Origin of the sequence: Halopseudomonas oceani (assembly GCF_002903165.1) — a bacterium.
GTDB classification, from domain to species: Bacteria; Pseudomonadota; Gammaproteobacteria; order Pseudomonadales; family Pseudomonadaceae; genus Halopseudomonas; species Halopseudomonas oceani.
The window spans coordinates 42,121-65,658 of record NZ_PPSK01000010.1; the positions used below are offsets into that span (position 1 = coordinate 42,121).

Annotated in this window: 24 protein-coding genes and 3 tRNA genes; 14 read left to right on the top strand and 13 right to left on the bottom strand. The window is 61.1% G+C overall.

All coding sequences use genetic code 11. From position 1 onward, the window contains the following. Window positions 1-42: 42 nt before the first annotated feature. The gene (locus C1949_RS11405) at window positions 43-447 is read left to right on the top strand and encodes a DUF7079 family protein (protein ID WP_308421307.1); all 405 of its coding nucleotides are present in this window, start codon (window positions 43-45) and stop codon (window positions 445-447) included. A 67-nt stretch (window positions 448-514) separates the two neighbouring features. Further along, window positions 515-850, top strand: a complete 336-nt coding sequence (locus C1949_RS11410) for a glyoxalase superfamily protein (RefSeq protein ID WP_211287131.1) — start codon at window positions 515-517, stop codon at window positions 848-850. A 28-nt stretch (window positions 851-878) separates the two neighbouring features. Here C1949_RS11410 and C1949_RS11415 read toward each other — a convergent pair whose 3' ends face one another. Beyond that, entirely contained in the window at window positions 879-1,946 is a 1,068-nt protein-coding gene (locus tag C1949_RS11415; RefSeq protein ID WP_104738602.1) for an NAD(P)H-dependent flavin oxidoreductase, read from the bottom strand. 74 nt (window positions 1,947-2,020) lie between these two features. On the opposite strand from C1949_RS11415, the gene C1949_RS11420 reads away from it, so the two are divergent. The 3 genes from C1949_RS11420 (at window position 2,021) to C1949_RS11430 (ending at window position 5,788) form a co-directional block, all read left to right on the top strand. Beyond that, on the top strand, window positions 2,021-2,908 hold the full coding sequence (locus tag C1949_RS11420) for a LysR substrate-binding domain-containing protein (protein ID WP_104738603.1): 888 nt from the start codon (window positions 2,021-2,023) through the stop codon (window positions 2,906-2,908). Next, window positions 2,892-4,022 (top strand): YbfB/YjiJ family MFS transporter, encoded by a 1,131-nt coding sequence (locus tag C1949_RS11425; protein WP_104738604.1) that lies wholly within the window; start codon window positions 2,892-2,894, stop codon window positions 4,020-4,022. The genes C1949_RS11420 and C1949_RS11425 overlap by 17 nt, the downstream gene beginning before the upstream one ends. A gap of 404 nt (window positions 4,023-4,426) precedes the next feature. Continuing rightward, window positions 4,427-5,788, top strand: a complete 1,362-nt coding sequence (locus tag C1949_RS11430; protein ID WP_104738605.1) for a spinster family MFS transporter — start codon at window positions 4,427-4,429, stop codon at window positions 5,786-5,788. Window positions 5,789-5,859: 71 nt separating this feature from the next. Here the strand turns inward: C1949_RS11430 and pabB are convergent, their stop codons facing one another. The 3 genes from pabB to rloB are packed head-to-tail and all read right to left on the bottom strand — an operon-like array spanning window position 5,860 to window position 9,752. Then, a complete protein-coding gene (gene pabB, locus C1949_RS11435; protein WP_104738606.1) occupies window positions 5,860-7,206 on the bottom strand; it encodes an aminodeoxychorismate synthase component I in 1,347 nt (448 codons plus the stop codon). Continuing rightward, the gene (locus tag C1949_RS11440) at window positions 7,203-8,216 is read right to left on the bottom strand and encodes an alpha-L-glutamate ligase-like protein (protein ID WP_104738607.1); all 1,014 of its coding nucleotides are present in this window, start codon (window positions 8,214-8,216) and stop codon (window positions 7,203-7,205) included. The genes pabB and C1949_RS11440 overlap by 4 nt, the downstream gene beginning before the upstream one ends. 9 nt (window positions 8,217-8,225) lie before the next feature. Further along, window positions 8,226-9,752, bottom strand: a complete 1,527-nt coding sequence (gene rloB, locus C1949_RS11445) for an osmotic stress tolerance membrane protein RloB (protein ID WP_104738608.1) — start codon at window positions 9,750-9,752, stop codon at window positions 8,226-8,228. 302 nt (window positions 9,753-10,054) lie between these two features. On the opposite strand from rloB, the gene C1949_RS11450 reads away from it, so the two are divergent. From C1949_RS11450 to C1949_RS11475, 6 genes are all read left to right on the top strand, one after another. Then, window positions 10,055-10,762, top strand: coding sequence for a GntR family transcriptional regulator (locus tag C1949_RS11450; protein ID WP_229744435.1), 708 nt, complete (start codon window positions 10,055-10,057; stop codon window positions 10,760-10,762). After that, complete coding sequence (gene prpB, locus C1949_RS11455) at window positions 10,762-11,646, top strand: methylisocitrate lyase (protein ID WP_104738610.1); 885 nt, start codon at window positions 10,762-10,764, stop codon at window positions 11,644-11,646. The genes C1949_RS11450 and prpB overlap by 1 nt, the downstream gene beginning before the upstream one ends. 71 nt (window positions 11,647-11,717) lie before the next feature. Continuing rightward, window positions 11,718-12,875 (top strand): bifunctional 2-methylcitrate synthase/citrate synthase, encoded by a 1,158-nt coding sequence (gene prpC, locus C1949_RS11460; protein WP_104738611.1) that lies wholly within the window; start codon window positions 11,718-11,720, stop codon window positions 12,873-12,875. Between the two features lies 1 nt (window position 12,876). Further along, window positions 12,877-15,489, top strand: coding sequence for a Fe/S-dependent 2-methylisocitrate dehydratase AcnD (acnD, locus tag C1949_RS11465; protein WP_104738612.1), 2,613 nt, complete (start codon window positions 12,877-12,879; stop codon window positions 15,487-15,489). A 50-nt stretch (window positions 15,490-15,539) separates the two neighbouring features. Then, window positions 15,540-16,727, top strand: coding sequence for a 2-methylaconitate cis-trans isomerase PrpF (gene prpF / locus C1949_RS11470; RefSeq protein ID WP_104738613.1), 1,188 nt, complete (start codon window positions 15,540-15,542; stop codon window positions 16,725-16,727). A 61-nt stretch (window positions 16,728-16,788) separates the two neighbouring features. After that, the gene (locus tag C1949_RS11475) at window positions 16,789-17,577 is read left to right on the top strand and encodes an SDR family oxidoreductase (protein ID WP_104738614.1); all 789 of its coding nucleotides are present in this window, start codon (window positions 16,789-16,791) and stop codon (window positions 17,575-17,577) included. Between the two features lie 67 nt (window positions 17,578-17,644). Here C1949_RS11475 and folD read toward each other — a convergent pair whose 3' ends face one another. Further along, complete coding sequence (folD, locus tag C1949_RS11480; RefSeq protein WP_104738615.1) at window positions 17,645-18,499, bottom strand: bifunctional methylenetetrahydrofolate dehydrogenase/methenyltetrahydrofolate cyclohydrolase FolD; 855 nt, start codon at window positions 18,497-18,499, stop codon at window positions 17,645-17,647. A gap of 327 nt (window positions 18,500-18,826) precedes the next feature. Here folD and C1949_RS11485 point away from each other — a divergent pair. The 3 genes from C1949_RS11485 (at window position 18,827) to C1949_RS11495 (ending at window position 19,155) form a co-directional block, all read left to right on the top strand. Next, a tRNA-Arg gene (locus C1949_RS11485) sits at window positions 18,827-18,903 on the top strand. Window positions 18,904-18,939: 36 nt separating this feature from the next. Further along, window positions 18,940-19,015: transfer RNA gene (locus C1949_RS11490), tRNA-His, on the top strand. A gap of 55 nt (window positions 19,016-19,070) precedes the next feature. Then, a tRNA-Leu gene (locus C1949_RS11495) sits at window positions 19,071-19,155 on the top strand. Window positions 19,156-19,281: 126 nt separating this feature from the next. Here C1949_RS11495 and C1949_RS11500 read toward each other — a convergent pair. From C1949_RS11500 to C1949_RS11535, 8 genes are all read right to left on the bottom strand, one after another. After that, window positions 19,282-20,451, bottom strand: coding sequence for an Arm DNA-binding domain-containing protein (locus C1949_RS11500; protein ID WP_104738616.1), 1,170 nt, complete (start codon window positions 20,449-20,451; stop codon window positions 19,282-19,284). A 92-nt stretch (window positions 20,452-20,543) separates the two neighbouring features. Continuing rightward, window positions 20,544-20,738 (bottom strand): DUF7696 family protein, encoded by a 195-nt coding sequence (locus C1949_RS11505; protein WP_104738707.1) that lies wholly within the window; start codon window positions 20,736-20,738, stop codon window positions 20,544-20,546. Next, window positions 20,728-20,973, bottom strand: coding sequence for a hypothetical protein (locus C1949_RS11510; protein ID WP_104738617.1), 246 nt, complete (start codon window positions 20,971-20,973; stop codon window positions 20,728-20,730). Before C1949_RS11510 ends, C1949_RS11505 begins: the two co-directional genes overlap by 11 nt. Continuing rightward, entirely contained in the window at window positions 20,963-21,613 is a 651-nt protein-coding gene (locus C1949_RS11515; protein ID WP_104738618.1) for an HNH endonuclease signature motif containing protein, read from the bottom strand. Before C1949_RS11515 ends, C1949_RS11510 begins: the two co-directional genes overlap by 11 nt. Continuing rightward, a complete protein-coding gene (locus tag C1949_RS11520) occupies window positions 21,606-21,983 on the bottom strand; it encodes an ASCH domain-containing protein (protein ID WP_104738619.1) in 378 nt (125 codons plus the stop codon). The genes C1949_RS11515 and C1949_RS11520 overlap by 8 nt, the downstream gene beginning before the upstream one ends. After that, the gene (locus C1949_RS11525) at window positions 21,980-22,498 is read right to left on the bottom strand and encodes a hypothetical protein (protein WP_104738620.1); all 519 of its coding nucleotides are present in this window, start codon (window positions 22,496-22,498) and stop codon (window positions 21,980-21,982) included. The genes C1949_RS11520 and C1949_RS11525 overlap by 4 nt, the downstream gene beginning before the upstream one ends. Next, window positions 22,491-22,946 carry a DUF2528 family protein gene (locus tag C1949_RS11530; protein ID WP_104738621.1) on the bottom strand — a complete coding sequence of 152 codons (456 nt, stop codon included), beginning with the start codon at window positions 22,944-22,946 and terminating at the stop codon, window positions 22,491-22,493. Before C1949_RS11530 ends, C1949_RS11525 begins: the two co-directional genes overlap by 8 nt. A gap of 67 nt (window positions 22,947-23,013) precedes the next feature. Further along, entirely contained in the window at window positions 23,014-23,385 is a 372-nt protein-coding gene (locus C1949_RS11535; RefSeq protein WP_229744438.1) for a DUF7673 family protein, read from the bottom strand. Window positions 23,386-23,538: the final 153 nt, after the last annotated feature.

Consider the following 23,538-nt stretch of genomic DNA (forward strand, 5'->3'; position numbering starts at 1 on the left):
GCTGCCCGGGTTGGGGCTGCGACTCACGAGGGAGAGCGTTCGATGTTCAGTTTTTTGCGACAAAGGCTGATGCCCGCACGTGCCGCGCCGGTGTCCATGCCGCCGGTGGATGAGCGTCGCCTGGCCCTGTGGCGAGCGCTGTCCGAGCTTTTTCTGGATACCGAGCCAGATGGCACAGCCTTCGACTATATCGCCCGAGTGGTGTTGGAAAGCGGCTACTTGCCCATGCAGGTTAAACAGGTGCTTTGGGCCGAGCTGTTTCCAGTGCTTGCCGGCAATCTGCGCTCGGTGGCGGGGGAGTGGGCAGGCTGGTCGGATGACTGGTTACTGGCCCATATCAAGCCGGTGACCCAGCTGGCGCGAGTTGGCGGCCGGGGCGGGGTGGCGCGGGAGATCCGGCGCTGCTGGCAGGCGGTAGCGACGCGGCTGCCGCCAGACTTCGGTTAGTATTCCTCATTATTGGTCATCACCGTGACCTGAGGACATTGGCTTGGACTTTCAGACTATCCCGATAATGCGGATTTTCGATGAACAGAAAGCGAGGGACTTCTACCTCGGTTTTCTCGGTATGACCTTGGATTGGGAGCACCGTTTCGAGCCGGGTTACCCGCTGTACATGCAGGTATCGAAGGGGGCACTGGTGCTGCACTTGAGTGAGCATTCGGGCGATTGCTCGCCGGGTAGCAAATTGTTTGTCAATGTCAGTGATGCGCGTGTGTTGCTGGCGGAGCTGCAGGCCAGGAATTACGCATACTGTCGTCCCTCGCTGGAGTTGGCAGCGTGGGGCGACTATGGCTTCCAGGTGGTTGATCCGTTCTCCAATCGTATCTGGTTCAATCAACCCGAATGATCGGCGCGCCAGGGCGCTGATCAACGGATCAGACGCTCTCGCGCCATTCGCGTGCCAGCACGGCAACCAGCTCCGCCGCCGGTAGCTGACGGGCCAGCGCGGCGCCCTGGCCGGCCCAATGCGCGGCAAAGGCGTGATTACCCTGTTGGCTGGCGGCGGCGTGCAGCTGTTTGGCGGCGTCGTAGGCGATGGGGTAGCCCGGCGGCACGGGCGTGTCGGCGCCATCACAGAACCGTATCAGCTCGTTGACGATACCGCGTGCCGGGCGGCCGGAGAACGTGCTGGTCAAGCGGGTGTTCCGGGCATGTTCGCTCGACAAGTTGGCGCGGTAGGCCGCTGGCGCGCAGGACTCCGGGCACAACACAAAGGCGGTGCCGAGCTGGGCTGCAACAGCGCCTTGGGCTAGGGCGCTAGCGACCTGCTGGCCGTTCATGATGCCGCCGGCGGCGATAATGGGCAGCGTTATGTGTTGGCCTAGCTGCGCAAGCAGTGCCGAGGTGCCCAGCTGCTCATCGTCTGCGGAGGGATCAAACATGCCCCTATGACCGCCAGCCTCGATCCCCTGAGCGACGATGGCGTCGATGCCGGCTTGCTCGACCAGCTGCGCTTCGTGCAGGTTGGTCGCGGTCGCCAGCAGGCAGATACCGGCGTCTTTCAGTGCCTTGATGCGCTCGGCAGCAGGCAGGCCGAAGTGGAAGCTGACGACCGCCGGCCGCTGCTCCAGCAACAACTCCAGCGTCTCGTCGTCCTCTACAAAACTGCGGTAGATCTCGCTTAGCGCTTCAGGGGGCTGCGCCCCGACGCTGTGAAACAGGGGCGCAAGATACTTCAGCCAGGCAGCCTCACGCGCCGCGTCGTGCACGGCAGGTGCGTGGCAGAACAGGTTTACGTTGAAGGGCCGAGAGGTCAGGGCGCGGGTTTGCGCCAGTGCGCTGCGGGCCTGCTGAGCGTTGCCGGCACCGATGGCGATGGAGCCCAGACCGCCGGCATTGGATACCGCTGCTGCCAGCTCCGGGGTGGATACGCCTGCCATAGGGGCTTGAATCAGAGGCAGCTCGATACCGAGGCGCTCCAGCAGAGGTGAGGTAGGGCGCATATTATCTCCCGGGTTGTTGATGTGTTCTTTTTTGGAGAATATTATTTAATAAATATTCTTTCAATGAGAATTATATGGACAGCGAAACCCTGCGTATTTTTTCTGCCGTTGCCGCCGAACTGAGCATTACTCGCGCAGCGGCGCGTCTGGGGCGTGCGCCCTCCAACGTCAGCACGCGGATTCAGCAGCTAGAGGGTGAGTTGGGCATCGAGCTGTTCAGCCGTGCTGGTAAGCGCATGTCGCTGTCGGCCGCTGGCGAGCGCTTGGTCGAATATACCGCCCGATTACTGGCGCTGGAGGAGGAGGCGCGACATGTTGTCAGCGCCGGCGGACACGCCGGCGGCTTGCGCATCGGCAGCATGGAGAGCACCGCGGCTGCGCGCTTGCCGGCGGTGTTGGCGAGCTATCATCGGCAATATCCGCAGACGCACCTGCAGCTGCAGACGGGGCCGTCGCGGCCATTATTGGAAAAGGTGCGCAACGGTCAGCTGGACTGCGCCTTCGTTGCTCTGCCGGCGGACTTCGGTGGCCTGGACGGCCTGTCTGAGCTGGGGCTGCAAGGGTGTGCAGTATGGCGTGAACAGCTGTTGCTGGCGCTGCCGGCCGATGCGCTACCAGCGGAGGGCGTGGGTGCCATCGCGCTGCGTTCGCTGGCGGCGTTTCCTCAGGGGTGTACGTATCGCGGCATCGCCGAGCAATTGCTGGGCGTGCCGGGCTCGCTCGAGTGGCGCGTGCAGGAGATGAATTCCTATCACGCGATGATTGCCTGCGTGGCGGCAGGCACCTGTGTCTCGTTGTTGCCTGAGAGTGTGTTAATGCTCAGCCCGGCCCATGGTCAGCTGCAGACGCTGCCGGTGGTGCAGGCCGATACCCTGCTGGTCTGGCGACAGCACTACGCCACGCCCGCATTCGAGCGACTGCAGGCGTTGTTGCCGGAGGTCCCTGATGCACCGACAGTCTGATTTGCGCAGCGCGGCTGAGGCGGCGCTGATTTTGGTGATCGGTATGGGCTTCGGTCGCTTTGCCTTTACCGCGCTATACCCACTGATGGTCGAGGAGGGCGTGCTGACGTTGCAGGGCGGAAGTCTGGCCGCCTCGGCCAACTACGCTGGCTACCTGCTCGGTGCGCTGCTGCTGATGTGGACGCGCAGTCATCGGGCGCACCTGCTGTGCGTCGTGGCCATGCTGGGGACATCGGCTTGCCTGGCGGCGCAGGCCGTGGTCACCGCGACCTGGGGCATCGTGGTTGTGCGACTGCTGGCGGGTGTGCTGAGTGCGGTGGCGATGGTGGCTGGCTCGCTTTGGTTGTTTGAGCATCGCCGGCAGTTTGCCGGTGCGCCGTTGCTGTATGCCGGGGTCGGTCTGGGTATTGCTGTGTCTGCCGAGCTGCTGGTGTTGGGTGGCGCGTTTGGCTTGCACAGCGCAGGTTTATGGTTGCTGCTGGGCGTAGTTTGCTTCGCTTTGAGCCTGCTGGCGTTGCCTGGTCTGCTGCTCGATCGGGCTGTGGTCGCTGCCGCCCCGGGTACGGCGTCAGGGCAGAGCGCCGCGCCGGTCGCAGCCTGGCCCCTGGTGGTGCTCTACGGTTTGGCGGGGTTGGGCTACATCGTGACGGCAACCTATCTGCCGGTGCTGGTGCGCGACAGCTTTCCGGACCTGAACGCAGCCCATGTCTGGGCGGTTTTCGGGTTGGGTGCGGCACCGTCCTGCTTTATCTGGCACCGGGTCCATCAGCGACTGGGATCGCGCGCTGCACTACGGGTAAATCTGCTGATTCAGGCCGGTGGCGTCGCGCTGCCAGCCATGTTGCCGACGACGACTGGCTTTTTGCTGAGCGCCTTGCTGGTCGGGGGCACCTTCATGGGCACGGTTACCATCGCCATGCCGGCCGCGCAGCAGGCTGCCCGTCACGCGAAGCTCAACCTGATGGCCGTCATGACCCTGGCCTACGGGGTTGGCCAGATTGCTGGCCCCTTGATGGCCGACCGGCTGCACACCCTTTTTCTCAGCTTTAACAGTGCGTTGCTGGCCGCAGCGGGGGCGTTGATTGTGGCTGCGCTGTTGACGTTACGCCTTTGAGGTATGACCTGTCAGGCTGTGCTTTCTTGCCCTGAGAGCGCTCGGCCCGGCTGCTGGCGCCTATCGTATTGAGCAACGGGTCGAACAGCCGGTCGACAGTCCGAGCGCCGCGCTGGCGCAGGGCTTCGTCGTTGGGGAGTGCAGCCCAACCGTCAGCTCGTCTTCCTGCGAGGGTATTGAACAGCTTAGCGACGGCTATCGGTGCTACTTAACCTGCGCGTCGTCACAGGGGCGATACGGGCAAGGGGGCGACAGAGACGGCCATTCAGCTAATTGATAGCGCTGTGATCATATGACGCTTATTGGTTTCGGTCCCTGTCGGGATCGGTGAGACTGGTCGAAATGCCCAATCCAGAGGCTCTTCCCTTGCTCTGGCAAGGTTGAATAACAAGAGAGGTCAGCTCATGCAACAGCCACAACAGGCGAAAAACGCCTGGCGGGTACTCTTCCTGCTGTTCCTGGCGAACATGTTCAATTTTTTCGATCGCACCATCCCGGCCATCATTATCGAGCCGCTGCGAATGGAGTGGGATCTGAGCGACTTTCAGCTTGGGCTGGGGGGAACCGCCTTCACGGTGATCTATGCGCTGGCCGGCATTCAGTTGGGGCGTATGGCTGATATTGGTTCGCGCCGCAAGATCATGGGCTGGGGGCTGGCAGTCTGGAGCGGTTTTACGGCGTTGACCGGCGCTGCCTGGAACTTCTGGAGTTTCCTGATCATTCGCATGGGGGTCGGCGTGGGCGAGGCGAGCTATGCGCCTGCTGCAAACTCCCTGATTGGTGATCTGTTCCCGGCGCACAAGCGGGCCCGGGCGATGGGGATATTCATGCTTGGCCTGCCGCTTGGCCTGCTGTTGGCATTCTTTACTGTGGGCGCAATGGTGGAGGCGTTCGATAGCTGGCGCGCGCCATTCTACATTGCTGCTGTGCCGGGGCTGTTGCTGGCCGTGTTTGTCTTCATGATCAAGGAACCGGCACGTGGCGCCGCCGAAGTGGTGCGGACCAGCACCCAGCCGGTCGACAAGCCGATGCGCAAGATTTTTGCTGTACGCACCTTCTGGTGGCTGACGCTGGCCGGTCTGGCTTACAACTTCGCGTCTTATGCCTGTAACTCGTTCATGGTGCCGATGCTGCAACGTTACTTCCATCTGTCGCTGCAGCAAGCGGCTGTTTCTACCGGGGTAATTGTTGGTGTCACTGGCCTGATCGGCCTGACCACCGGTGGCTGGATTGCCGACAAGGTGCATCAGCGCTGGGCCACTGGCCGACTGATGTTTGGCGCGATCAGCATGCTGGTTTCGGCGCTGGCAACCGGTTATGCGCTGCTGCAGGACGAGATTGCGATCAGTCTGTTCATTACCGTATTCGCGATCGGCTGGCTGTTCTCCTACAACTACTTCACCAGCGTTTACACCGCGATTCAGGACGTAATTGAGCCACGTCTGCGCGGTACCGCGGTGGCCCTGTTCTTCGCCTGTCTGTATCTGCTGGGTGGCGGTATGGGCCCCGTTGTGGTTGGTCTGCTGTCGGATCAGTTTGCCGAGGCCGCACGGGTTGCGGCGGGTGCTGCAGAAATGAGTGAGGTCTTCAAGGCGCAGGGTCTGCACGACGCGATGATCTCTATCCCGGTTGCGCTGCTTGCGGCGATGCTGGCCCTGCTGATGGGCGCGCGTCACTTTGTGGCGGACTCGCGGCGAATGGAGGCGGCGATGGCGTCCGATGCCGAACTGGCTGATGCCGAAGATGAGGCGGTTGCTCCGGCGTGATGTGAGCATTGGCAGACAAAGAAGCCCGGTTCAGACCGGGCTTCTTTTTGTCCTTCAACAAGGGGGGCGCTTTACTGGGCTTGGTGCAGGGCATCCAGCAGGTTGCCAACCTTGGTCAGGGTTTCCTGGTATTCGGCATCCAGTTCGGAGTCGGCGACGATGCCGCCACCGCCCCAGCAGTAAATGTGGCTGGCATGACACACAAGGCTGCGAATGGTGATATTGAAGTCCATCTGGCCTTCGCAGCCGAGGTAGCCGACGCTGCCGCAATACAGGCTGCGGCGCACCGGTTCCAGTTCCTCGATGATCTGCATGGCCCGTATCTTTGGCGCACCGGTAATCGAGCCGCCGGGGAAGGCGTGCATCAGCAGGTCGATGGCATCACAGTCACTGCGCAGCCGTCCGGTGATGCTGCTTACCAGGTGGTGCACGTTCGGGTAGCTTTCCAGGCTGAACAGTTCCGGCACCCGGATGCTGCCCGGCTCGCAGCTGCGGCCGAGGTCATTGCGCAGGAGGTCGACGATCATAAGGTTTTCTGCCCGGTCCTTCTCACACTGCTGCAGTTCGTCGGCCAGGGCTCGATCTTCTTCCGGTTCACCGCTGCGCCTGCGCGTGCCCTTGATTGGTCGCGTTTCGACGCGGCCGTCGCGCATCTCGATAAAACGCTCGGGTGACAGGCAGAGCAGCGCACCTTCGGTCGTTTCCAGGTAGGCGGAGAAGGGGGTTGGGCTGCGTTCGCGCAGGGCGCTGTAAGCCGTCAGCGGATCTCCGGTATAGCGACTGCTGAAGCGCTGCGCCAGGTTGATCTGATAACAGTCGCCGGCCTGGATGTAGTTCTGAATGCGGGCAAACGCGTGGGCGTATTGGGCCTTGTCTTGCTCGGCCGAAAACGGGCTTTTGAGTTTGAAAGGGCCACGAGCCGGCGGGCTGCTCTGCAGTCGTGCCAGCAGTGCTTGTTGCCGCACGAGGTCAACCTGCGGGTGGCAGACCAGCCAGCAGCGCTGACGCTGATGGTCGCTGACTAGACACCAGTCATAGAGGCCAAAGTTCAGATCCGGCAGAGCGAGGTCGTGACGGGCATGGCTGGGGAGGGTTTCCAGCTGGCGGCCGTAGTCGTAGGCGAGATAACCGACCAGTCCTGCGCCAAACGGCAGATGCAGGTCATTAGGCCAGCGGGCAGGCCCTAGCTGTTGCAGAGCCGCACGCAGGTGCTGTTGCACCTGTGCGGGAGGCTGGTCGTCGACAATCTGCAGCAGTGGCCCCGCGCACAGCAGGCTGTAGCGGCCCAGTTGGTTGCGCCTGTCTGCCGAGTCGAGCAGCACCGGCGCGCCAAGCGCCCGGACAGCCTCCAGCCGAGGGATCGGATTGGCCTGATAGGGCAGCTCGTGCAGGCGGTACTCGGGAGTGTCTCCGGTCATGCGGTGCTGGCGTTTGCCTCATCGCTGGACATTGGAGCCCCCGGCAGTTTGCCAAAATGCTGCTGGGAGAAGGCAACGCGTTCCTCGGCGGACTCCTCGCGACCCTCCTTCTTGAGCTGTGCGACGTGCCGTTCGACGATGTGGGCACGGGTGGTCAGGCCCGCGTCGTTGGCGATCTGGATGTTGAGACCGGGGCGCGCGTTCAGCTCAAGAATCAGCGGCCCCTTGTCCTGATCCAGCACCAGATCCACGCCGATGTAGCCCAGGCCGGACAGTTCGTAACAGGAGGCGGCCAGGTGCATGAAGCCGTTCCAGTCTGGCAGTTGCACGCCGTCCACCTCGTTGGTGGTGTCCGGGTGCTTGCTGATGATCTTGTTCAGCCAGGTGCCCTTGAGGGTGATGCCAGTGGCCAGATCGACACCAACGCCGATTGCGCCCTGGTGCAGGTTGGCCTTGCCGCCGGACTGACGGGTCGGCAGACGCAGCATGGCCATCACCGGGTAGCCCATCAGGCAGATGATGCGGATATCCGGCACGCCCTCGTAGCTGATGCTTTTGAAAATCTGGTCCGGGGTGACGCGATATTCGATCAGGACCCGGTCACGGTGGCCACCCAGCGAGTAAAGCCCCGACAGGATACTGGAGATGTGGTGACCGATCTCGTCGCGGCTGATGATCTTGCCGCCGACGGTTTTGTACATCCCTTCGAAGCGGTCGGCGATGACAATGATGCCGTCGCCGCCAGCGCCCTGCGCCGGCTTGATGACGAAGTCGCGGTGCTCGGCGACGATGCTGTCGAAGGTGTCAAAGTCCTTCTCGGTTTCGATGATGCCGTACAGTTCGGGCACATGAATGCCGGCGGCGATGGCGCGCTCCTTGGTCAGGATCTTGTCGTCCACCACCGGGTACAGGTGACGCTTGTTGTACTTGAGTACGTAGTCAGCGTTGCGACGGTTAATCCCCATGACGCCCGCGTCGGACAGCGCTTTCCAGGTTTTCCAGAAGAACATGTCGTTTCCTCAGCTCTTGGTCAGCGCCTTGAAGCGCATCAACTCGGTGAGGCGGTAGCCGCGGTAGCGACCCATCGCCAGCATGAAGGCCACCAGAATCAGCAGCACAGCCGGGAAGGTGAAGACGAAGTAGGTCAGCTCCGGAATGGTCATCAGCAGGTGTGCCAGCGTTGCGGCAATTAGGGTGCCGATGGCGGCCTTGAGTGACTGCGCGCCGCCCCGTTCTTCCCAGGTGATGGACAGGCGCTCGATGGTCATGGTCAGGATCACCATCGGGAACAGCGAAACGGCCAGTGCCTTTTCCATCCCCAGTTTGTGGCTGAACAGGCTGATGGCGGCGATGACCAGTACCACAAAGGTCAATACCACTGACAGGCGCGGCAGCATCTGCAACTTGAGGTGTTCAAGATAGGAACGCAACGACAGACCCAGCGCGGTGATCAGGGTAAACAGCGCAATACCCCAGCCGAGTTCGGTCTCGCGGAAGGCGAGGGCGATCAGTACCGGGGTGAAGGTCCCTAGGGTCTGCATGCCGATCAGGTTGCGCAAAATCAGAATGACCAGTACGCCAACCGGGATCATGATCATCACCTGATACACGCGCTGGGCCTGCAGCGGAAGGCCGTACAGCGAGTACTCCAGCAGGGCGGAAGCGCTGTTCTGAGTGGTCAGCTTGGCCAGCCGAAGGGCGTTCATCTCGCTGTTGCTGACGGTCAGGGTGACGTTGGCCTGACGGCCGCCTTCCAGCGCCAGCAGTGGGTCGTTGCCGGTCCACCAGACCAGGCGGTTGTCAGGGATGCCCTGTTGGCCAGTTTCGGGATGGAAATACAGCCAGCGTTCGCCGTTATAGCTGCGCAGCCAGAGTTCCGGGGTCTGGGTGTCGGCGTTTTCCAGGCGAATGGTGTGAACCAGTTCCAGCGGGATGCGCGCGTTAGATAGCAGCAGATCAATGACTCGGGCCTTGTCCATGGCAGTGGTGCCGCCGGCCAGCAGCAGCTTGACGTTATCGTCGGTAATGTCGTTTACCCGGCGAATGGTTTCACTGATGAAGGTCTCGATGTCGGCCGAGTGCTGGCGAATCGGATTGATCAGCGCGTCAGCCGCAACCTGCTCCGGGCCTTCCAGCTGAATCGGTTGCGGTGTTGGCGGCGGCGCTGCCTTGGCTTGCTCTTCGCTGTAGCGTTGGGTCAGCACCAGACGGTAATACAGCGTCTGGGTACCGCTGGCACGACGCGATGACCAGGTAACCCGACGGTTGCCTTTCTGATTGTTGACGCTGACGCCATAGTTGTTGGAGATAAAACTCTCATTCAGGCTGACGTAATCCTGATTGAGCGGTGGAATAAAGAACTGCGCCTTGATCGGGGTGCCGGGTGTTGCGCGAAACTCGACTTTTGCATCCAGGCTCCAGATATCGTCGGTTTCATCCTCGGTAACCGGGATGTCGAGGACGTAGATCTGGTAACCGGTAATAAGTACGCCGAGTGCCACCAGTGTGGCGATCAGGATCTTCAGGTGCAGATTTATTGATTGCATAGTTATCTCAACAACTGTTTTAGGTCGGCCTGACTGTAGAGCACTCCGGCAGGCGCGGCAGGCTGGCGGCATCTTAGCATGTGCGCACGGCGCCTCGTAGATACCCCGCAGAGCCTTTTTTTTGGCCCTCCGGCAGACCTGCCTGATGTCGAGGGGTTCCCTCGGTGTTGCCGACAATGTTGGTGCAAAACGGCTGTTTCAGCATAGAACAAAGCCCGGCTGCTGATGGATTGTTGACAATTCTTGTTGATGGGGCGCAAAATTCTCCTTGTTTCCAACTCCGCAAACAGGATTGTAGACAATTGGCTGAAGCTACTCTTGACGGGCCCACCCAGACACTGTCCGATGGTGCCTTCGAACGTATCCAGGCGGCGATCGTCAAAGGCGAGATCGCACCCGGCACCCGTATTAGCGAGCAATACCTGTCGACCACCTTCGGTATTGGTCGCGGCCCGTTGCGTGAAGCTATCCGCCGGCTTGAAGGGCGACGTCTGGTCGTACGCATTCCCCATGCTGGCGTACGGGTGGTGTCGCTGGACTACGCTGAGCTGATCGAGCTGTATCACGTGCGTGAAGCGCTGGAGGGTATGGCCTGTCGGCTGGCTGCGCAGAATATGACTGAGGATGAGATCGCCGCACTGCGCGACGTGCTCGCCATGCATGAGCAGCACAGTGGTCTGAAAGCCAACAAGTCCTACTATCAGCAGGAAGGCGATCTGGATATCCACTATCTGATCGTGCAGGGGAGCAAGAACCGAACCCTGAGTCACATGCTCTGCGATGAGCTCTATCAGCTGGTGCGCATGTACCGCTACCGTTTCTCGACTACCCCCAAACGGCCGAAGCAAGCCTTTGCCGAACACCACAACATTATTCAGGCCATTGCCGATCGCGATGGCGAGCTGGCGGAAATGCTGATGCGTCGTCATATCAGCGCATCACGCCGCAACATCGAGCGTCGACTGCAGGAGCAGGGCGATGCTGTCACTTCCTCAGGAGGAACAGTCTGATGTCGAAAACCCCGGGTAAACGTTTCCGCGAAGCACTTGCTGCCGAAAGTCCGTTGCAGGTCATTGGTGCCATTAACGCCAACCACGCACTGCTGGCCAAGCGCGCCGGCTTCCAGGCTCTCTACCTGTCTGGCGGTGGTGTCGCCGCCGGTTCGCTGGGTCTGCCGGATCTGGGTATCAATACTCTGGAAGACGTACTGATCGATGTGCGCCGCATTACCGATGTCTGCGACTTGCCGCTGCTGGTCGACATCGACACCGGCTTTGGTCCGAGCGCGTTCAATATCGAGCGTACCGTCAAGAGCCTGATCAAGGCCGGCGCTGCCGCAGCTCACATTGAAGATCAGGTGGGTGCCAAGCGCTGTGGTCACCGTCCGGGCAAGGAAATCGTCTCCACCGAGGAGATGGTCAACCGCATCAAGGCGGCAGTTGATGCCAAGACCGATCCGGACTTCTTCCTGATTGCCCGTACCGATGCCATTCAGGCTGAAGGTGTGGATGCGGCGATCGAGCGTTGCAAGGCGTACGTTGAGGCAGGTGCCGACGGCATCTTCGCCGAGGCCGCCTACGACCTGCCGACGTACGAGCGTTTCGTCAAGGAACTGAACGTGCCGGTCCTGGCCAACATCACCGAGTTCGGTGCCACACCGCTGTTCACCCGCGACGAGTTGGCGTCGGTTGGCGTCGCCATCCAGCTCTACCCGCTGTCTGCCTTCCGCGCCGCCAACAAGGCCGCTGAGAACGTATACAACGCGATCCGCACCGAAGGTCACCAGCAGAACGTGGTTGACACCATGCAGACCCGTGCGGAGCTCTATGATCGCATCGGTTATCACGCGTTTGAGCAGAAGCTGGACGACCTGTTTGCCGCCGGCAAAAAGTAAACCTTGGCACTGGCCCCGCTAGACGAGGCCAACATTCATTTATAAGAACGATCCGTGAGGAGACCAACGCCATGACGTCCAACACCGAGACCCCAACTTTCAAGCCGAAGAAGTCCGTCGCCCTGAGCGGCACGGCTGCCGGCAACACCGCGCTGTGCACCGTCGGTCGCAGTGGTAACGATCTGCACTACCGTGGCTACGACATCCTGGATGTGGCCACCACCTGCGAATTCGAAGAAATCGCTCACCTGCTGGTCCACGGCAAGTTGCCGACCATCGCCGAGCTGACGGGTTACAAGGCCAAGCTGAAGGCGCTGCGCGGCCTGCCGGCTGCGGTCATGGCCGCCCTTGAGCAGCTGCCGCCGTCTGCTCACCCGATGGATGTGATGCGTACCGGTGTATCGGTTTTGGGTTGTGTGTCCCCCGAGAAGGACGATCACAATCACCCGGGCGCCCGTGACATCGCCGACAAGCTGATGGCGTCGTTCGGCTCCATGCTGCTGTACTGGTACCACTTCAGCCACAACGGCAAGCGTATCGACGTTGAGACCGACGACGACTCTATCGGTGGTCACTTCCTGCACCTGCTGCATGGCGAGAAGCCGCGCGAGTCCTGGGTGCGTGCCATGCACACCAGCCTCAACCTGTACGCCGAGCACGAATTCAATGCCTCTACCTTCACCAGCCGCGTGATCGCCGGTACCGGTTCCGACATGCACTCGTGCATCGCTGGTGCGATTGGTGCCCTGCGTGGTCCTAAGCACGGTGGCGCCAACGAAGTCGCCTTCGAGATCCAGAAGCGCTACGACAACCCGGAAGAGGCTGAGGCCGACATCCGCGCCCGTGTCGAGAAGAAGGAAGTGGTCATCGGTTTTGGTCACCCGGTTTACACCGTGTCTGACCCGCGCAACAAGGTGATCAAGGACGTAGCTCGCGAGCTGTCTGTCGAGCAGAACAACACCAAGATGTACGACATCGCCGAGCGCCTGGAAAGCGTGATGTGGGAAATCAAGAAGATGTTCCCCAACCTCGATTGGTTCAGCGCTGTGAGCTACCACATGATGGGCGTGCCCACCGCGATGTTTACGCCGCTGTTCGTGATTGCCCGTACCGCCGGCTGGTCCAGTCACGTGATCGAGCAGCGTATCGACGGCAAGATTATCCGTCCGAGCGCCAACTATGTTGGCCCAGAAGATGTGCCGTTCGTGGCACTCAAGGATCGCAAGTAAGATGAATACCCAATTCCGCAAAGCCCTGCCGGGTACCCAGCTGGATTACTTCGACGCCAAAGAGGCGGTTGAAGCGATCCAGGCCGGTGCTTGGGCCAAGCTGCCCTATACTTCCCGCGTGCTGGCCGAGCAGCTGGTACGCCGCTGCGATCCGGCAGATCTGACCGCATCGCTGGAGCAGCTGGTTTACCGCAAGCGCGATCTGGACTTCCCTTGGTATCCAGCTCGTGTGGTCTGTCACGACATTCTCGGTCAGACCGCACTGGTCGATCTGGCTGGTCTGCGTGACGCCATCGCCGAAAAGGGCGGTGACCCGTCCAAGGTCAACCCGGTGGTGCCGACTCAGCTGATCGTTGACCACTCGTTGGCGGTAGAGGCGGCCGGCTTCGACCCGGATGCGTTCGAGAAGAACCGTGCCATCGAAGATCGCCGCAACGAAGACCGCTTCCACTTTATCGAGTGGACCAAGACTGCGTTCAAGAACGTCGACGTGATCCCGGCCGGCAACGGCATCATGCACCAGATCAACCTGGAGAAGATGAGCCCGGTGATTCAGGCGCGGGGTGGTGTTGCCTTCCCCGACACCTGCGTCGGTACCGACTCGCACACCCCGCACGTTGATGCGTTGGGCGTCATCGCCATTGGTGTCGGCGGTCTGGAGGCCGAAACCGTGATGCTGGGTCATCCGTCGATGATGCGCCTGCCCGACATCGTCGGTGTCGAGCTGACTGGCAAGCGTCAGCCCGGCATCACTGCGACCGACATCGTCCTGGCCATCACCGAGTTCCTGCGTCAGGAGCGCGTGGTGGGGGCCTACGTCGAGTTCTTTGGCGAAGGTGCAGACAGCCTGACCATCGGTGACCGCGCCACGATCTCCAACATGTGCCCCGAGTACGGCGCCACTGCCTCGATGTTCTACATCGACGGCCAGACCATCGACTATCTCAAGCTGACTGGGCGCGAGCCCGAGCAGGTGGCGCTGGTCGAGACCTACGCCAAGGAGCTGGGGCTGTGGAGCGATGCGCTGAAAACCGCCGAGTACGAGCGCGTGCTGCGTTTCGATCTGGGCAGTGTCGTCCGTAACATGGCGGGTCCGTCCAACCCGCACCGCCGTTTGCCGACCTCGGCGCTGGCCGAGCGCGGTATCTCCGACGAGGCCAAGTGGGAGGCAGGTAAAGAGGAAGAGGCTCACGGCCTGATGCCCGATGGCGCTGTAATCATTGCCGCCATTACCAGCTGCACCAACACCTCCAACCCGCGCAACGTAGTGGCAGCCGGTCTGTTGGCCAAGAAAGCCAACGACCTGGGGCTGGTACGCAAGCCGTGGGTAAAATCCTCGTTTGCGCCTGGTTCCAAGGTCGCGAGGCTGTATCTGGAAGAAGCCGGCCTGCTGCCGGAGCTGGAGAAGCTCGGCTTCGGTATCGTTGCTTACGCTTGCACCACCTGTAATGGCATGTCCGGTGCGCTGGACCCGAAAATCCAGCAGGAAATCATCGACCGCGACCTGTACGCCACTGCGGTGCTGTCCGGTAACCGCAACTTCGATGGTCGTATCCATCCGTATGCCAAGCAGGCGTTCCTGGCCTCGCCGCCGCTGGTAGTGGCCTACGCTATTGCCGGTACCGTGCGCTTCGATATCGAGCGCGATGCACTGGGCACCGACAAAGAGGGCAACCCGGTCACCCTGAAGGACCTGTGGCCGAGTGACGAGGAAATCGACGCCATCGTGGCCTCCAGTGTCAAACCGGAGCAATTCCGTCAGGTCTACATCCCGATGTTTGATCTGGGCAGTGTGCAGGAAGCCGAGAGCCCGCTGTATGACTGGCGTCCGATGTCGACCTACATTCGTCGTCCGCCGTACTGGGAAGGCGCGCTGGCGCGCAAGCCGGCGCTCAAGGGCATGCGTCCGCTGGCGATCCTGCCGGACAACATCACCACCGACCACCTGTCGCCGTCCAATGCGATCCTGATGGATAGCGCGGCGGGTGAATATCTGCACAAGATGGGCCTGCCGGAGGAGGACTTCAACTCCTACGCCACCCACCGCGGCGATCACCTGACCGCACAGCGCGCCACCCTGGCGAACCCCAAGCTGTTCAACGAGATGGTGCTAAACGAAGACGGCAGCGTGCGTCAGGGCTCATTGGCTCGGGTCGAGCCGGAAGGCAAGGTCATGCGCATGTGGGAGGCTATTGAGGCCTACATGGAGCGCAAGCAGCCGCTGATCATCGTTGCCGGTGCCGATTATGGTCAGGGCTCGTCCCGTGACTGGGCGGCCAAGGGCGTGCGCCTGGCGGGTGTTGAAGTGATCGTGGCCGAAGGCTTCGAGCGCATTCACCGTACCAACCTGGTGGGCATGGGCGTGCTGCCGGTCGAGTTCAAACCGGGCACCACACGCCTGACGCTGGCGCTGGACGGCACCGAGACCTATGACATCAAGGGTGAGGTGTCGCCGCGCTGCGATCTGACGCTGGTGATCAATCGCCGCAATGGTGAGGTGGTAGACGTGCCGGTGACCTGCCGTCTGGATACCGCTGCCGATGTCAGTGTGTACAAGGCGGGTGGGGTGCTGCAGCGCTTCGCCAAGGACTTCCTTGAGTCAGAACAAGGTTGATCCAGAACCGGGGCGCTTGCGCCCCGGTGTTCTTTTCAGGAGACGTTTTCATGGCTCATGCAGCCCAAGTCAAAATTCCCGCTACCTACATTCGTGGCGGTACCAGTAAAGGCGTGTTCTTTCGCCTTCAGGATCTGCCCGAGCGCTGTCAGGTGCCGGGCGAGGCGCGTGACAAGCTGTTCATGCGCGTGATCGGCAGCCCCGATCCGTACAGTGCGCACATCGACGGCATGGGCGGCGCCACCTCGTCGACCTCCAAGTGCGTGATTCTTTCAAAAAGCAGCCAGCCTGAGCACGACGTCGATTACCTGTACGGTCAGGTCTCGATCGACAGTGCCTTCGTTGACTGGAGCGGCAACTGCGGCAACCTGTCGACCGCTGCGGGTGCCTTTGCCATTCACGCCGGTCTGGTTGATCCGGCGCGAATTCCGCAGAACGGCACCTGTGTTGTTCGCATCTGGCAGGCCAACATTCAGAAAACCATCATCGCCCATGTGCCGATCACCAACGGTGAAGTGCAGGAAACCGGTGATTTCGAACTGGATGGCGTGACCTTCCCGGCGGCTGAAATCGTACTGGAGTTCCTTGACCCGTCCGACGACGGTGAAGAGGGCGGCTCTATGTTTCCCACCGGCAATCTGGTCGATGATCTGGAGGTGCCCGGTGTTGGTACCTTCAAGGCGACCATGATCACTGCAGGCATCCCGACTGTGTTCGTCAATGCGGAAGATATTGGCTACCAGGGCACTGAGCTGCGCGAAGACATCAACAGTGATCCAGCCCAGCTGGCCCGCTTTGAGCAGATTCGTATCGCCGGCGCGCTGCGTATGGGATTGATCAAAACTGCGGAAGAAGCAGTCAAGCGTCAGCACACACCGAAGATCGCCTTTGTCTCGCCGCCGAAGAGCTATCAGGCCTCCAGCGGCAAGCAGATCGAGGCGTCTGACGTAGACTTGCTGGCCCGTGCGCTGTCTATGGGTAAGTTGCACCACGCCATGATGGGGACCTGCGCGGTCGCCATCGGCACGGCGGCGGCAATTCCCGGTACGCTGGTCAATATCGCGGCTGGCGGTGGTGAGCGCGAGGCTGTGCGCTTTGGTCATCCCTCAGGCTCGCTGCGGGTCGGTGCCGAGGCCAAGCAGGTTGATGGCCAGTGGGTTGTCACCAAAGCGATTATGAGCCGCAGTGCGCGTATCCTGATGGAAGGCAGCGTCCGGGTGCCCGGCGACGCGTTCTGATGTGTTGACTCTCATCGCGTGCTAGGCTCGGTCGACTCTGGTAACGCGATGGGGGAATGACATGAATCTGGATCTGTCGGGTCGGCGTGCGCTGGTCTGTGGTGGTAGTCAGGGGTTGGGCGAGGCTTGCGCCCGTCAATTGGCAGCGCAGGGCGCAGAGGTTGTGGTGCTTGCGCGCTCGCTCGACAAGCTACAGCGGGTCCGTGACAGCCTGCCGGCAGAGCACGGACAGCGCCACGATGTCCTTGCTGTCGATGCAACCGATCGCGCTGCCCTGGCCTTGGCGCTTGCCGGTGAGCTGGAGCGCGGTGGTCCGTTTCACATCTGGCTAAACAATACGGGTGGGCCAGCGCCTGGTCGGGCCAGTGATGCGCTGCCGGAGGCCTATGCCGACGCCTTGATGCAGCATATGGTCAATGCGCAGGCCATCCTCAAACAGTTGCTGCCTGGTATGCGCAGCGCCGGGTACGGCCGCATCCTTAATGTGCTGTCCACCTCGGTCAAGCAGCCGCTTGCCAGTCTTGGCGTTTCCAACACCGTGCGGGCGGCGGTCGCGAACTGGGCCAAGACTCTGTCCAGTGAGCTGGCGGCTGATGGCATTACGGTCAACAACGTGCTGCCGGGGTTAACCCAGACCCCCAGGCTGAACAGTCTGATTGCCAGCACAGCCACCAGCAGCGGGCGCTCAGTCGAGCAGGTGGCGACAGGTATGGCGGCCCGCGTACCGGTAGGGCGCTTTGCTGAACCGGCTGAGCTCGCCAATGCGGTCGGCTTTCTCGCCTCGCCAGCGGCCTCCTATATCAACGGCATCAATCTGCCGGTGGATGGCGGCATGACCGGCTCGCTCTGACCGTATGCGCGAAAACAAAAACGCCCGGCACTGGCCGGGCGTTTTTATGTCTGCAGCGGCAGCCTGCTCAGCTGTGCAGATGCTCGCAGGCGTGCAGGGTGTTTTCCAGCAGGCAGGCGCGGGTCATCGGGCCAACGCCACCCGGCACCGGCGTGATCCAGCTGGCGCGCTCGGCGGCTGGACCAAACTCAACATCACCAACCAGGCGGCCATCGTCCATGCGGTTGATGCCTACGTCGATCACAATCGCGCCCGGTTTGATCCACTCGCCCTTTACCAGTCCGGGCTTGCCGGCGGCAACTACGACCAGATCAGACCGGCGGACATGGTCTTCCAGGTTTTTGGTAAAGCGGTGAGTGACTGTCGTGGTGCAGCCTGCCAGTAGCAGCTCCAGTGCCATCGGCCGGCCAACGATGTTGGAGGCGCCGATCACGGTGGCGTCCAGGCCGTAGAGATCAACGCCGGTGCTCTTCAGCAGGCGGATAATCCCCATCGGTGTGCATGGGCGCAGCAGCGGCATACGCTGGGCCAGGCGGCCAATGTTGTAGGGGTGAAAGCCGTCAACGTCCTTGTCAGGGCGGATGCGCTCCAACAGCTGGGAGGCTTCCAGGTGTGCCGGCAGGGGCAGTTGAACCAAAATGCCGTCGATTTCCGGATCATCGTTGAGGTTGTCGATCAGGTCGAGCAGCTCCTGCTGGCTGGTGGTAGCCGGCAGGTCGTGCGAACGGGACAGGAACCCGACTTCTTCGCAGTCCTTGCGTTTGTGCGACACGTACACTTGGGAGGCAGGATCGCTGCCGACCAGAATGACAGCAAGACCAGGGAGGCGCAGGCCGTTATTCTTGCGTTCGGTGACTTTGCTGGCGATTTCCTTGCGGAGGTTGGCGGCAATCTGCTTGCCATCGATGAGTTGGGCGTTCATGGGGTTCCTGACGCAGAAAAAAGTGGCGCTATTGTGGCATGCCGGACCCTGCGGAAAAAGGGCGAGTGGGGCAGGTTGTCGGAAAACCCCGAAGACTGTGCTGAATTGTCATACGGCTATTGATGGTTAGTGCAGGGAATCAGGATAACTTCCTCATGTGATTAAATTTTTTTGTTCTGAGCGTTGACGTGGTGGGCGTCGCTCAGTATTATTCGCCCCGCTTCACAAACACAGCGACACCGGTTTGGAAGGCGACCAGGTAGCACCGGATTAGCGTCACAAGTTGATCTGGACGTCTTAGCTCTAACGGGCGAAAGAATGCACAGGGCGCCCGTAGCTCAGCTGGATAGAGCATCCGCCTTCTAAGCGGATGGTCGCAGGTTCGAGTCCTGCCGGGCGTGCCATTCAGGCAAGGCTGTGTGAACGAGAAGTATGTAGTGGTGGGCGTAGCTCAGTTGGTAGAGCACAGGATTGTGACTCCTGTTGTCGTGGGTTCGATCCCCATCGTCCACCCCACTTATTTTAGAAAATGCCAGGCACTGCCTGGCGTTTTCGTTTGAAGCGCTACAAAGCGGACGTGGTGAAATTGGTAGACACACCAGATTTAGGTTCTGGCGCCGCGAGGTGTGGGAGTTCGAGTCTCCCCGTCCGCACCATATAAGCTGTTGTTTTCATTGGTGAACGCAAGAGGTGCCCCTCTAAAGGGGATCGTTTTGGGAACACTTTGGGAATAACAGGCACGAAAAAGCCGCCTCTTGAGGGCGGCTTTTGTCGTTTTTGGTTCAGAGTTTCAGGGCTGCGGCGATTATGTCGAGCTGGTCGTGCGCACGCCGTGGTATCCAGGTGCCGTAGTGGCGGTGGATCATCGCGGTGGTGGTGTGGCCCATGTATTCGGCGATCCATTCCACCGGTGCAACGCCGGTGCTCAGCACTTGGCTGGCGAAAGTGTGCCGGCAGTTTTTTGGGCTGCGGTACCGCACGCCATGTTTCTCCAGATGACCTACCCACCAATTTTTCAGTAGCACGTCTGAGCTGGTCCAGGCCGCTCGCGTGGTTGTTTTGTGGAACACAAACCGCAGCCGGCTTTTGCGCACGGTACGGTTGTCCCGTTCGGTGACGGCCACCTCAACGGGCGGCAAGTGCCCTGTCAGCTTGAACTGGGCGAGTAGGGCGTCGTGGGCTGGTTTGAGCAGCTTGAGCTCGCGGTTTGAGCGCCGGGTTTTGGTTACCTTGTAGTGGCCGCGTACCTGGGCGCGACGGAACCGGACGATACCGGCCTCCAGATCGATCACGTCTTCCCACGCCAATGAAATGGCCTCAGACACGCGGGGGCCGCTCCACAGCATGAACTGGGCGAGGTTGATCTCCTGCTGTAGGTCAGGGTCTGGGGTGAGGATCTTCTCGATCTCTTCGCGGTTGAACGGGTCCACCTCTTCGGTATCTGGCAGCTTGATGGTGATGCCGGTGGTGGGGTCGTGTGCTGACCTGTTGCGCGAGCGGTAGAGCGTGTAGGTCTGGTGCATGATGTTAACGATGTCGCGGATGGTCTTGTTGTGCAGCTTTGCCATCAGCTCCTGTTGCACCCAGGCGGTTACCTCGATGTGTTCAATGCTCTCGGCCTGCCGGTTGCCCCACTTGGGCCTGATGTGGTTTCTGACCTTGCTGGCGTGCCCCCTGTAGCCCGATGCGGACATTTCATTGCGCTTGATGTCGAGCAGCAGGTCCAGGTAGTAACCCAGCGTGCTGGTTTTCACCTTGGGTGAATTGGGGAAGTGCCGGGCATAGTCGAAGGTGCCCTGTTGAATTTCGTAATTGATGGTGCCCGCCAGCCGCTGAGCGTTGGCGATATTGGCGGGTGTTGCATCACCGCTCACCGCTTCTCGGCACAGTTCCCCTTGATACCTGAAATACACGCGCACGCGGTTACCGCGCACCTCTACACCGTCTGCCATAGCGTCCCCACGCTGTGATGAATCGTCGCCAGAATAACCGCCTGGCAAAAAAACGGCCCCCGCAGGGGCCGAGAAACTGCACTGCTGAATTCTTATTGCATCCACTCGGCCCGGCGGGTCCACTGCCGGCGCATTTCTTCCAGCAGACGCTTTGCCGCGGCGTTGCCGCGTTTGCTGGCGATCAGCTCCTGCAGCTCGGCCACGCGCTGGCTATTGGTGTAGCCTCGGCGCAGCCAGTCGCGTGCCTCGGTTTCGAGTAGCTGGCGGCTTACCTTGTCAGTGCTCACGGCCAATGCCTTTTCCTGGCGCAGGCAGCTCCGGCTTGGACTCAATAAAGCCGGTGCTGTGCTTTCCGCCGGCGGCGTTTATGAACTGGACTTCTACCTTGGCGGAGTCCACCAGCACCTTGCTGATCTCGGTCATGGCTTTTACGCGCTCCAGGTCCACTTTGGCTTCCGGGTCGGACAGGCTCTCCAGCTGGGCGAACAGGTGGTTTCTGAGGTCTTGCATCTTATTCTTCATCTGCCAGCTCCCTAACTTTGCGCTCCAGCTTGCGTTGCAGGCGGATGACCTGTTTAACGTCGGGCGGGTAGCGGTGAATGGTGTTGCGGCTGGCCAGCTCGGCGCGGGTTATCAGCTCCAGCCGATCGATGGTGATGTTTTCGTGCTTGGGCAGGGCGTCTTTGAATACGACGACGTGGCCGGCGGGTATCTCCCCGTGGTGCTCGATCCAGACCAGGCGGTGCACGGCCTGGTAATCGCGCCGAGTGCAGCCGGTGTCCGTCACTTTGCGTTCCAGGTAACCATCTTGGGTGATGCGCTCGGCGCCAACCGGTTGCCAGGTGTGCGGCTTGTGGCCGGGCTTGAACTGCGTTTCTTTGGAGCGACCGCCGACGGTCATACCCTTTTTGCCCTGGTTCCATGGCTTTCGCCCCGGGGCGAATCGACCGGCTTCGCCCTGTGTGCCATTCAACCGGCCGGACAGGTCGCTTGCCTTGAACGCCTCAGACTTGGACAGCCCAAGGCGGCTGGCCAGGCTGTAAACGTGCTGCAGCGGGCGGCCAAGGTCAGCAGCGATGTCCTTTGCCCGCTCGTTGGGGTAGCGGCGGCGCACCTGGTCTACTTCGGCGTCAGTCCATGTTCTGGCTTGATACTTACCCATGTGCCACCCCCTCAATCTCAAATAAGCCCAGGCGCCCAGGGCAGGGCGTGAACGGTAGCGGCTGCGGATTGCGCAGTACCAGGGCGGTGTCGCCGGTGTACCACGGGGAATCAGAGCGGCTAAGGCAGTCTGCCAGCTCAACGCTGCCCACGATGCCGCCGCGCGGCAGCTCGTCGAACTCCGGCAGGTTGTGCACGCCGTTGAGCGCGGCAAACTGCTTGGCGTCCTGGTACTCGCGCTGGGTCATGCCCTTGGCTGCATGCACAAGGAAGCGCCCCCGGTAGTTGGTGCACCAGGTGCGGTTTTCTACGTCTTTGCCGGCGTGGATGATCAGCCACGCCCACGGCTGGCGAATGCTGAGTGCTTTCATAGCGGCGCCTCCGGGTCTGCCAAGCTGGCAAACAGCTCATCCAGCTCCTGGATCATGCTGGCGGACATCCAGAGACAGTCGGTTCTGATCAGCTCCCACTCTTCTTTGGTCAATGCCATTTCGCTTGCCAGGGCGAAGAGGTCGTGTCCGCTGCGTGCATGGAGAAAGCCCTGCAGTCGCTGCTTGGCTTTTTCGATGGATGACAGATTCACGTGTGGGCTGAACTTCCGGTTGACCTCGTTGATATCGGATATCCACTCCGGGGGATAAAAAGAATCTTCCAGTTCGCTTTTAGTGAGCCGCATCACTCGGCCAGCATCAGTCAGGCAGACGTAGACGGTTTTGGCTTCATCCCATCTGGCTTTCTCTGTTGCGATGATGTGGGCATTGCCACAGCGTCTACCGTCGCGGGTTGGTAGGTGCGCTCCGAGAACGTACTCGCCTTTAGCATGGCCGGTGGCCCATTCGGGGAGGTGTTCGTACAGTTCCAGATCGCTGCTATCAGTTTTATCCACGGGCCACCTCCTTCAACTCGAAATCATCGAAGCCGGGCATTTCTACGTCAGCGGCTATAATGCGGATCCCGCACCAGCCAAATGGGGTGTCTTCCTCTCCGCCCCAGCCTTCCTGGGCACGGAATTGCTTTGACCAGATTTCGCCGGCCTCGGGCCTGCCAGAGCCAAAGCTGGCGCCGCCCCAGCCGTCGCTGATGATCATTGCGGCTGCACGTGAGCCGGCCAAGCGGATGACGGCTTTGACCTCGTCGCCTTTCTCTGCGGCAATCCGATCTTCCGGGCTTCCCCAAAATTCATTTATCTCCTTGGCGCGAGCGGGCGTCAGGATGCTGTGGTCTACTTCGAGCCTGACCTCGAACTCGCCGAACGTCTCGCTAACCTTGTATCGCTTGATGTTGCCGTCAGTGGTAGCCTGCTCGGTACCGCTGTTGGGTTGAGTTGCTTGCATGGTGCTCTCCTTTCTGTGGTTAGCCCCGCTGAGTTGCCGCTCACCGGGGCTTTTTTGTGGGTGGGCGTTAACCCCAGCGCGCCACCAGGCTCTGGAAGATGTGGTGCCCGCCCTCGATCAGCTCATGCACCTCTTGCTCGGGTGCCCAGTCCATCATCAGCACGGCCATGCAGTCGCTGTGGATCTCTTCGTCCAGGGCGCGCAGGTCGGTGAGGGGGAAGGGGTGCTCCGGGCCGTTGTACAGCCCCAGCAGAAAGCGGGCGACCACGGCGCTTTGGCCGCTGCTGCGTTGGGCTATGGTGACCAGCCGGCGCAGGGCTGGCAGGCCGGATGCCTGCACGGCCTGGCGTTGGCGCTGCATGGCCTGCAGTTTTTTGTACAGGTGTTCTGCTGTGCGCTGCTGGTCGAGCTGGTTGGTGTAGGTTGCAGTTGCTTGCATGGTGCTCTCCTTGGGGGTGCCGGCGTTGCCGCGCCGGCGGTGTGTTACTGGTGCGCCAGGGCCATGAGCGCGTCAGGGAAGAAGTGGGCCACGGCCAGGCCCAGGCAGATCAGTACGGCGCTGCCGGCCAGGGTGGCGATGTCTTGGGTGCGG

Excerpts from the sequence above, each read along its gene's own strand:
- C1949_RS11405 (WP_308421307.1), top strand. The coding sequence starts at position 43 with ATGTTCAGTTTTTTGCGACAAAGGCTGATGCCCGCACGTGCCGCGCCG.
- C1949_RS11410 (WP_211287131.1), top strand. The coding sequence starts at position 515 with ATGCGGATTTTCGATGAACAGAAAGCGAGGGACTTCTACCTCGGTTTT.
- C1949_RS11415 (WP_104738602.1), bottom strand. The coding sequence starts at position 1,946 with ATGCGCCCTACCTCACCTCTGCTGGAGCGCCTCGGTATCGAGCTGCCT.
- C1949_RS11420 (WP_104738603.1), top strand. The coding sequence starts at position 2,021 with ATGGACAGCGAAACCCTGCGTATTTTTTCTGCCGTTGCCGCCGAACTG.
- C1949_RS11425 (WP_104738604.1), top strand. The coding sequence starts at position 2,892 with ATGCACCGACAGTCTGATTTGCGCAGCGCGGCTGAGGCGGCGCTGATT.
- C1949_RS11430 (WP_104738605.1), top strand. The coding sequence starts at position 4,427 with ATGCAACAGCCACAACAGGCGAAAAACGCCTGGCGGGTACTCTTCCTG.
- pabB (WP_104738606.1), bottom strand. The coding sequence starts at position 7,206 with ATGACCGGAGACACTCCCGAGTACCGCCTGCACGAGCTGCCCTATCAG.
- C1949_RS11440 (WP_104738607.1), bottom strand. The coding sequence starts at position 8,216 with ATGTTCTTCTGGAAAACCTGGAAAGCGCTGTCCGACGCGGGCGTCATG.
- rloB (WP_104738608.1), bottom strand. The coding sequence starts at position 9,752 with ATGCAATCAATAAATCTGCACCTGAAGATCCTGATCGCCACACTGGTG.
- prpB (WP_104738610.1), top strand. The coding sequence starts at position 10,762 with ATGTCGAAAACCCCGGGTAAACGTTTCCGCGAAGCACTTGCTGCCGAA.
- prpC (WP_104738611.1), top strand. The coding sequence starts at position 11,718 with ATGACGTCCAACACCGAGACCCCAACTTTCAAGCCGAAGAAGTCCGTC.
- acnD (WP_104738612.1), top strand. The coding sequence starts at position 12,877 with ATGAATACCCAATTCCGCAAAGCCCTGCCGGGTACCCAGCTGGATTAC.
- prpF (WP_104738613.1), top strand. The coding sequence starts at position 15,540 with ATGGCTCATGCAGCCCAAGTCAAAATTCCCGCTACCTACATTCGTGGC.
- C1949_RS11475 (WP_104738614.1), top strand. The coding sequence starts at position 16,789 with ATGAATCTGGATCTGTCGGGTCGGCGTGCGCTGGTCTGTGGTGGTAGT.
- folD (WP_104738615.1), bottom strand. The coding sequence starts at position 18,499 with ATGAACGCCCAACTCATCGATGGCAAGCAGATTGCCGCCAACCTCCGC.
- C1949_RS11500 (WP_104738616.1), bottom strand. The coding sequence starts at position 20,451 with ATGGCAGACGGTGTAGAGGTGCGCGGTAACCGCGTGCGCGTGTATTTC.
- C1949_RS11510 (WP_104738617.1), bottom strand. The coding sequence starts at position 20,973 with ATGAAGAATAAGATGCAAGACCTCAGAAACCACCTGTTCGCCCAGCTG.
- C1949_RS11515 (WP_104738618.1), bottom strand. The coding sequence starts at position 21,613 with ATGGGTAAGTATCAAGCCAGAACATGGACTGACGCCGAAGTAGACCAG.
- C1949_RS11520 (WP_104738619.1), bottom strand. The coding sequence starts at position 21,983 with ATGAAAGCACTCAGCATTCGCCAGCCGTGGGCGTGGCTGATCATCCAC.
- C1949_RS11530 (WP_104738621.1), bottom strand. The coding sequence starts at position 22,946 with ATGCAAGCAACTCAACCCAACAGCGGTACCGAGCAGGCTACCACTGAC.
- C1949_RS11535 (WP_229744438.1), bottom strand. The coding sequence starts at position 23,385 with ATGCAAGCAACTGCAACCTACACCAACCAGCTCGACCAGCAGCGCACA.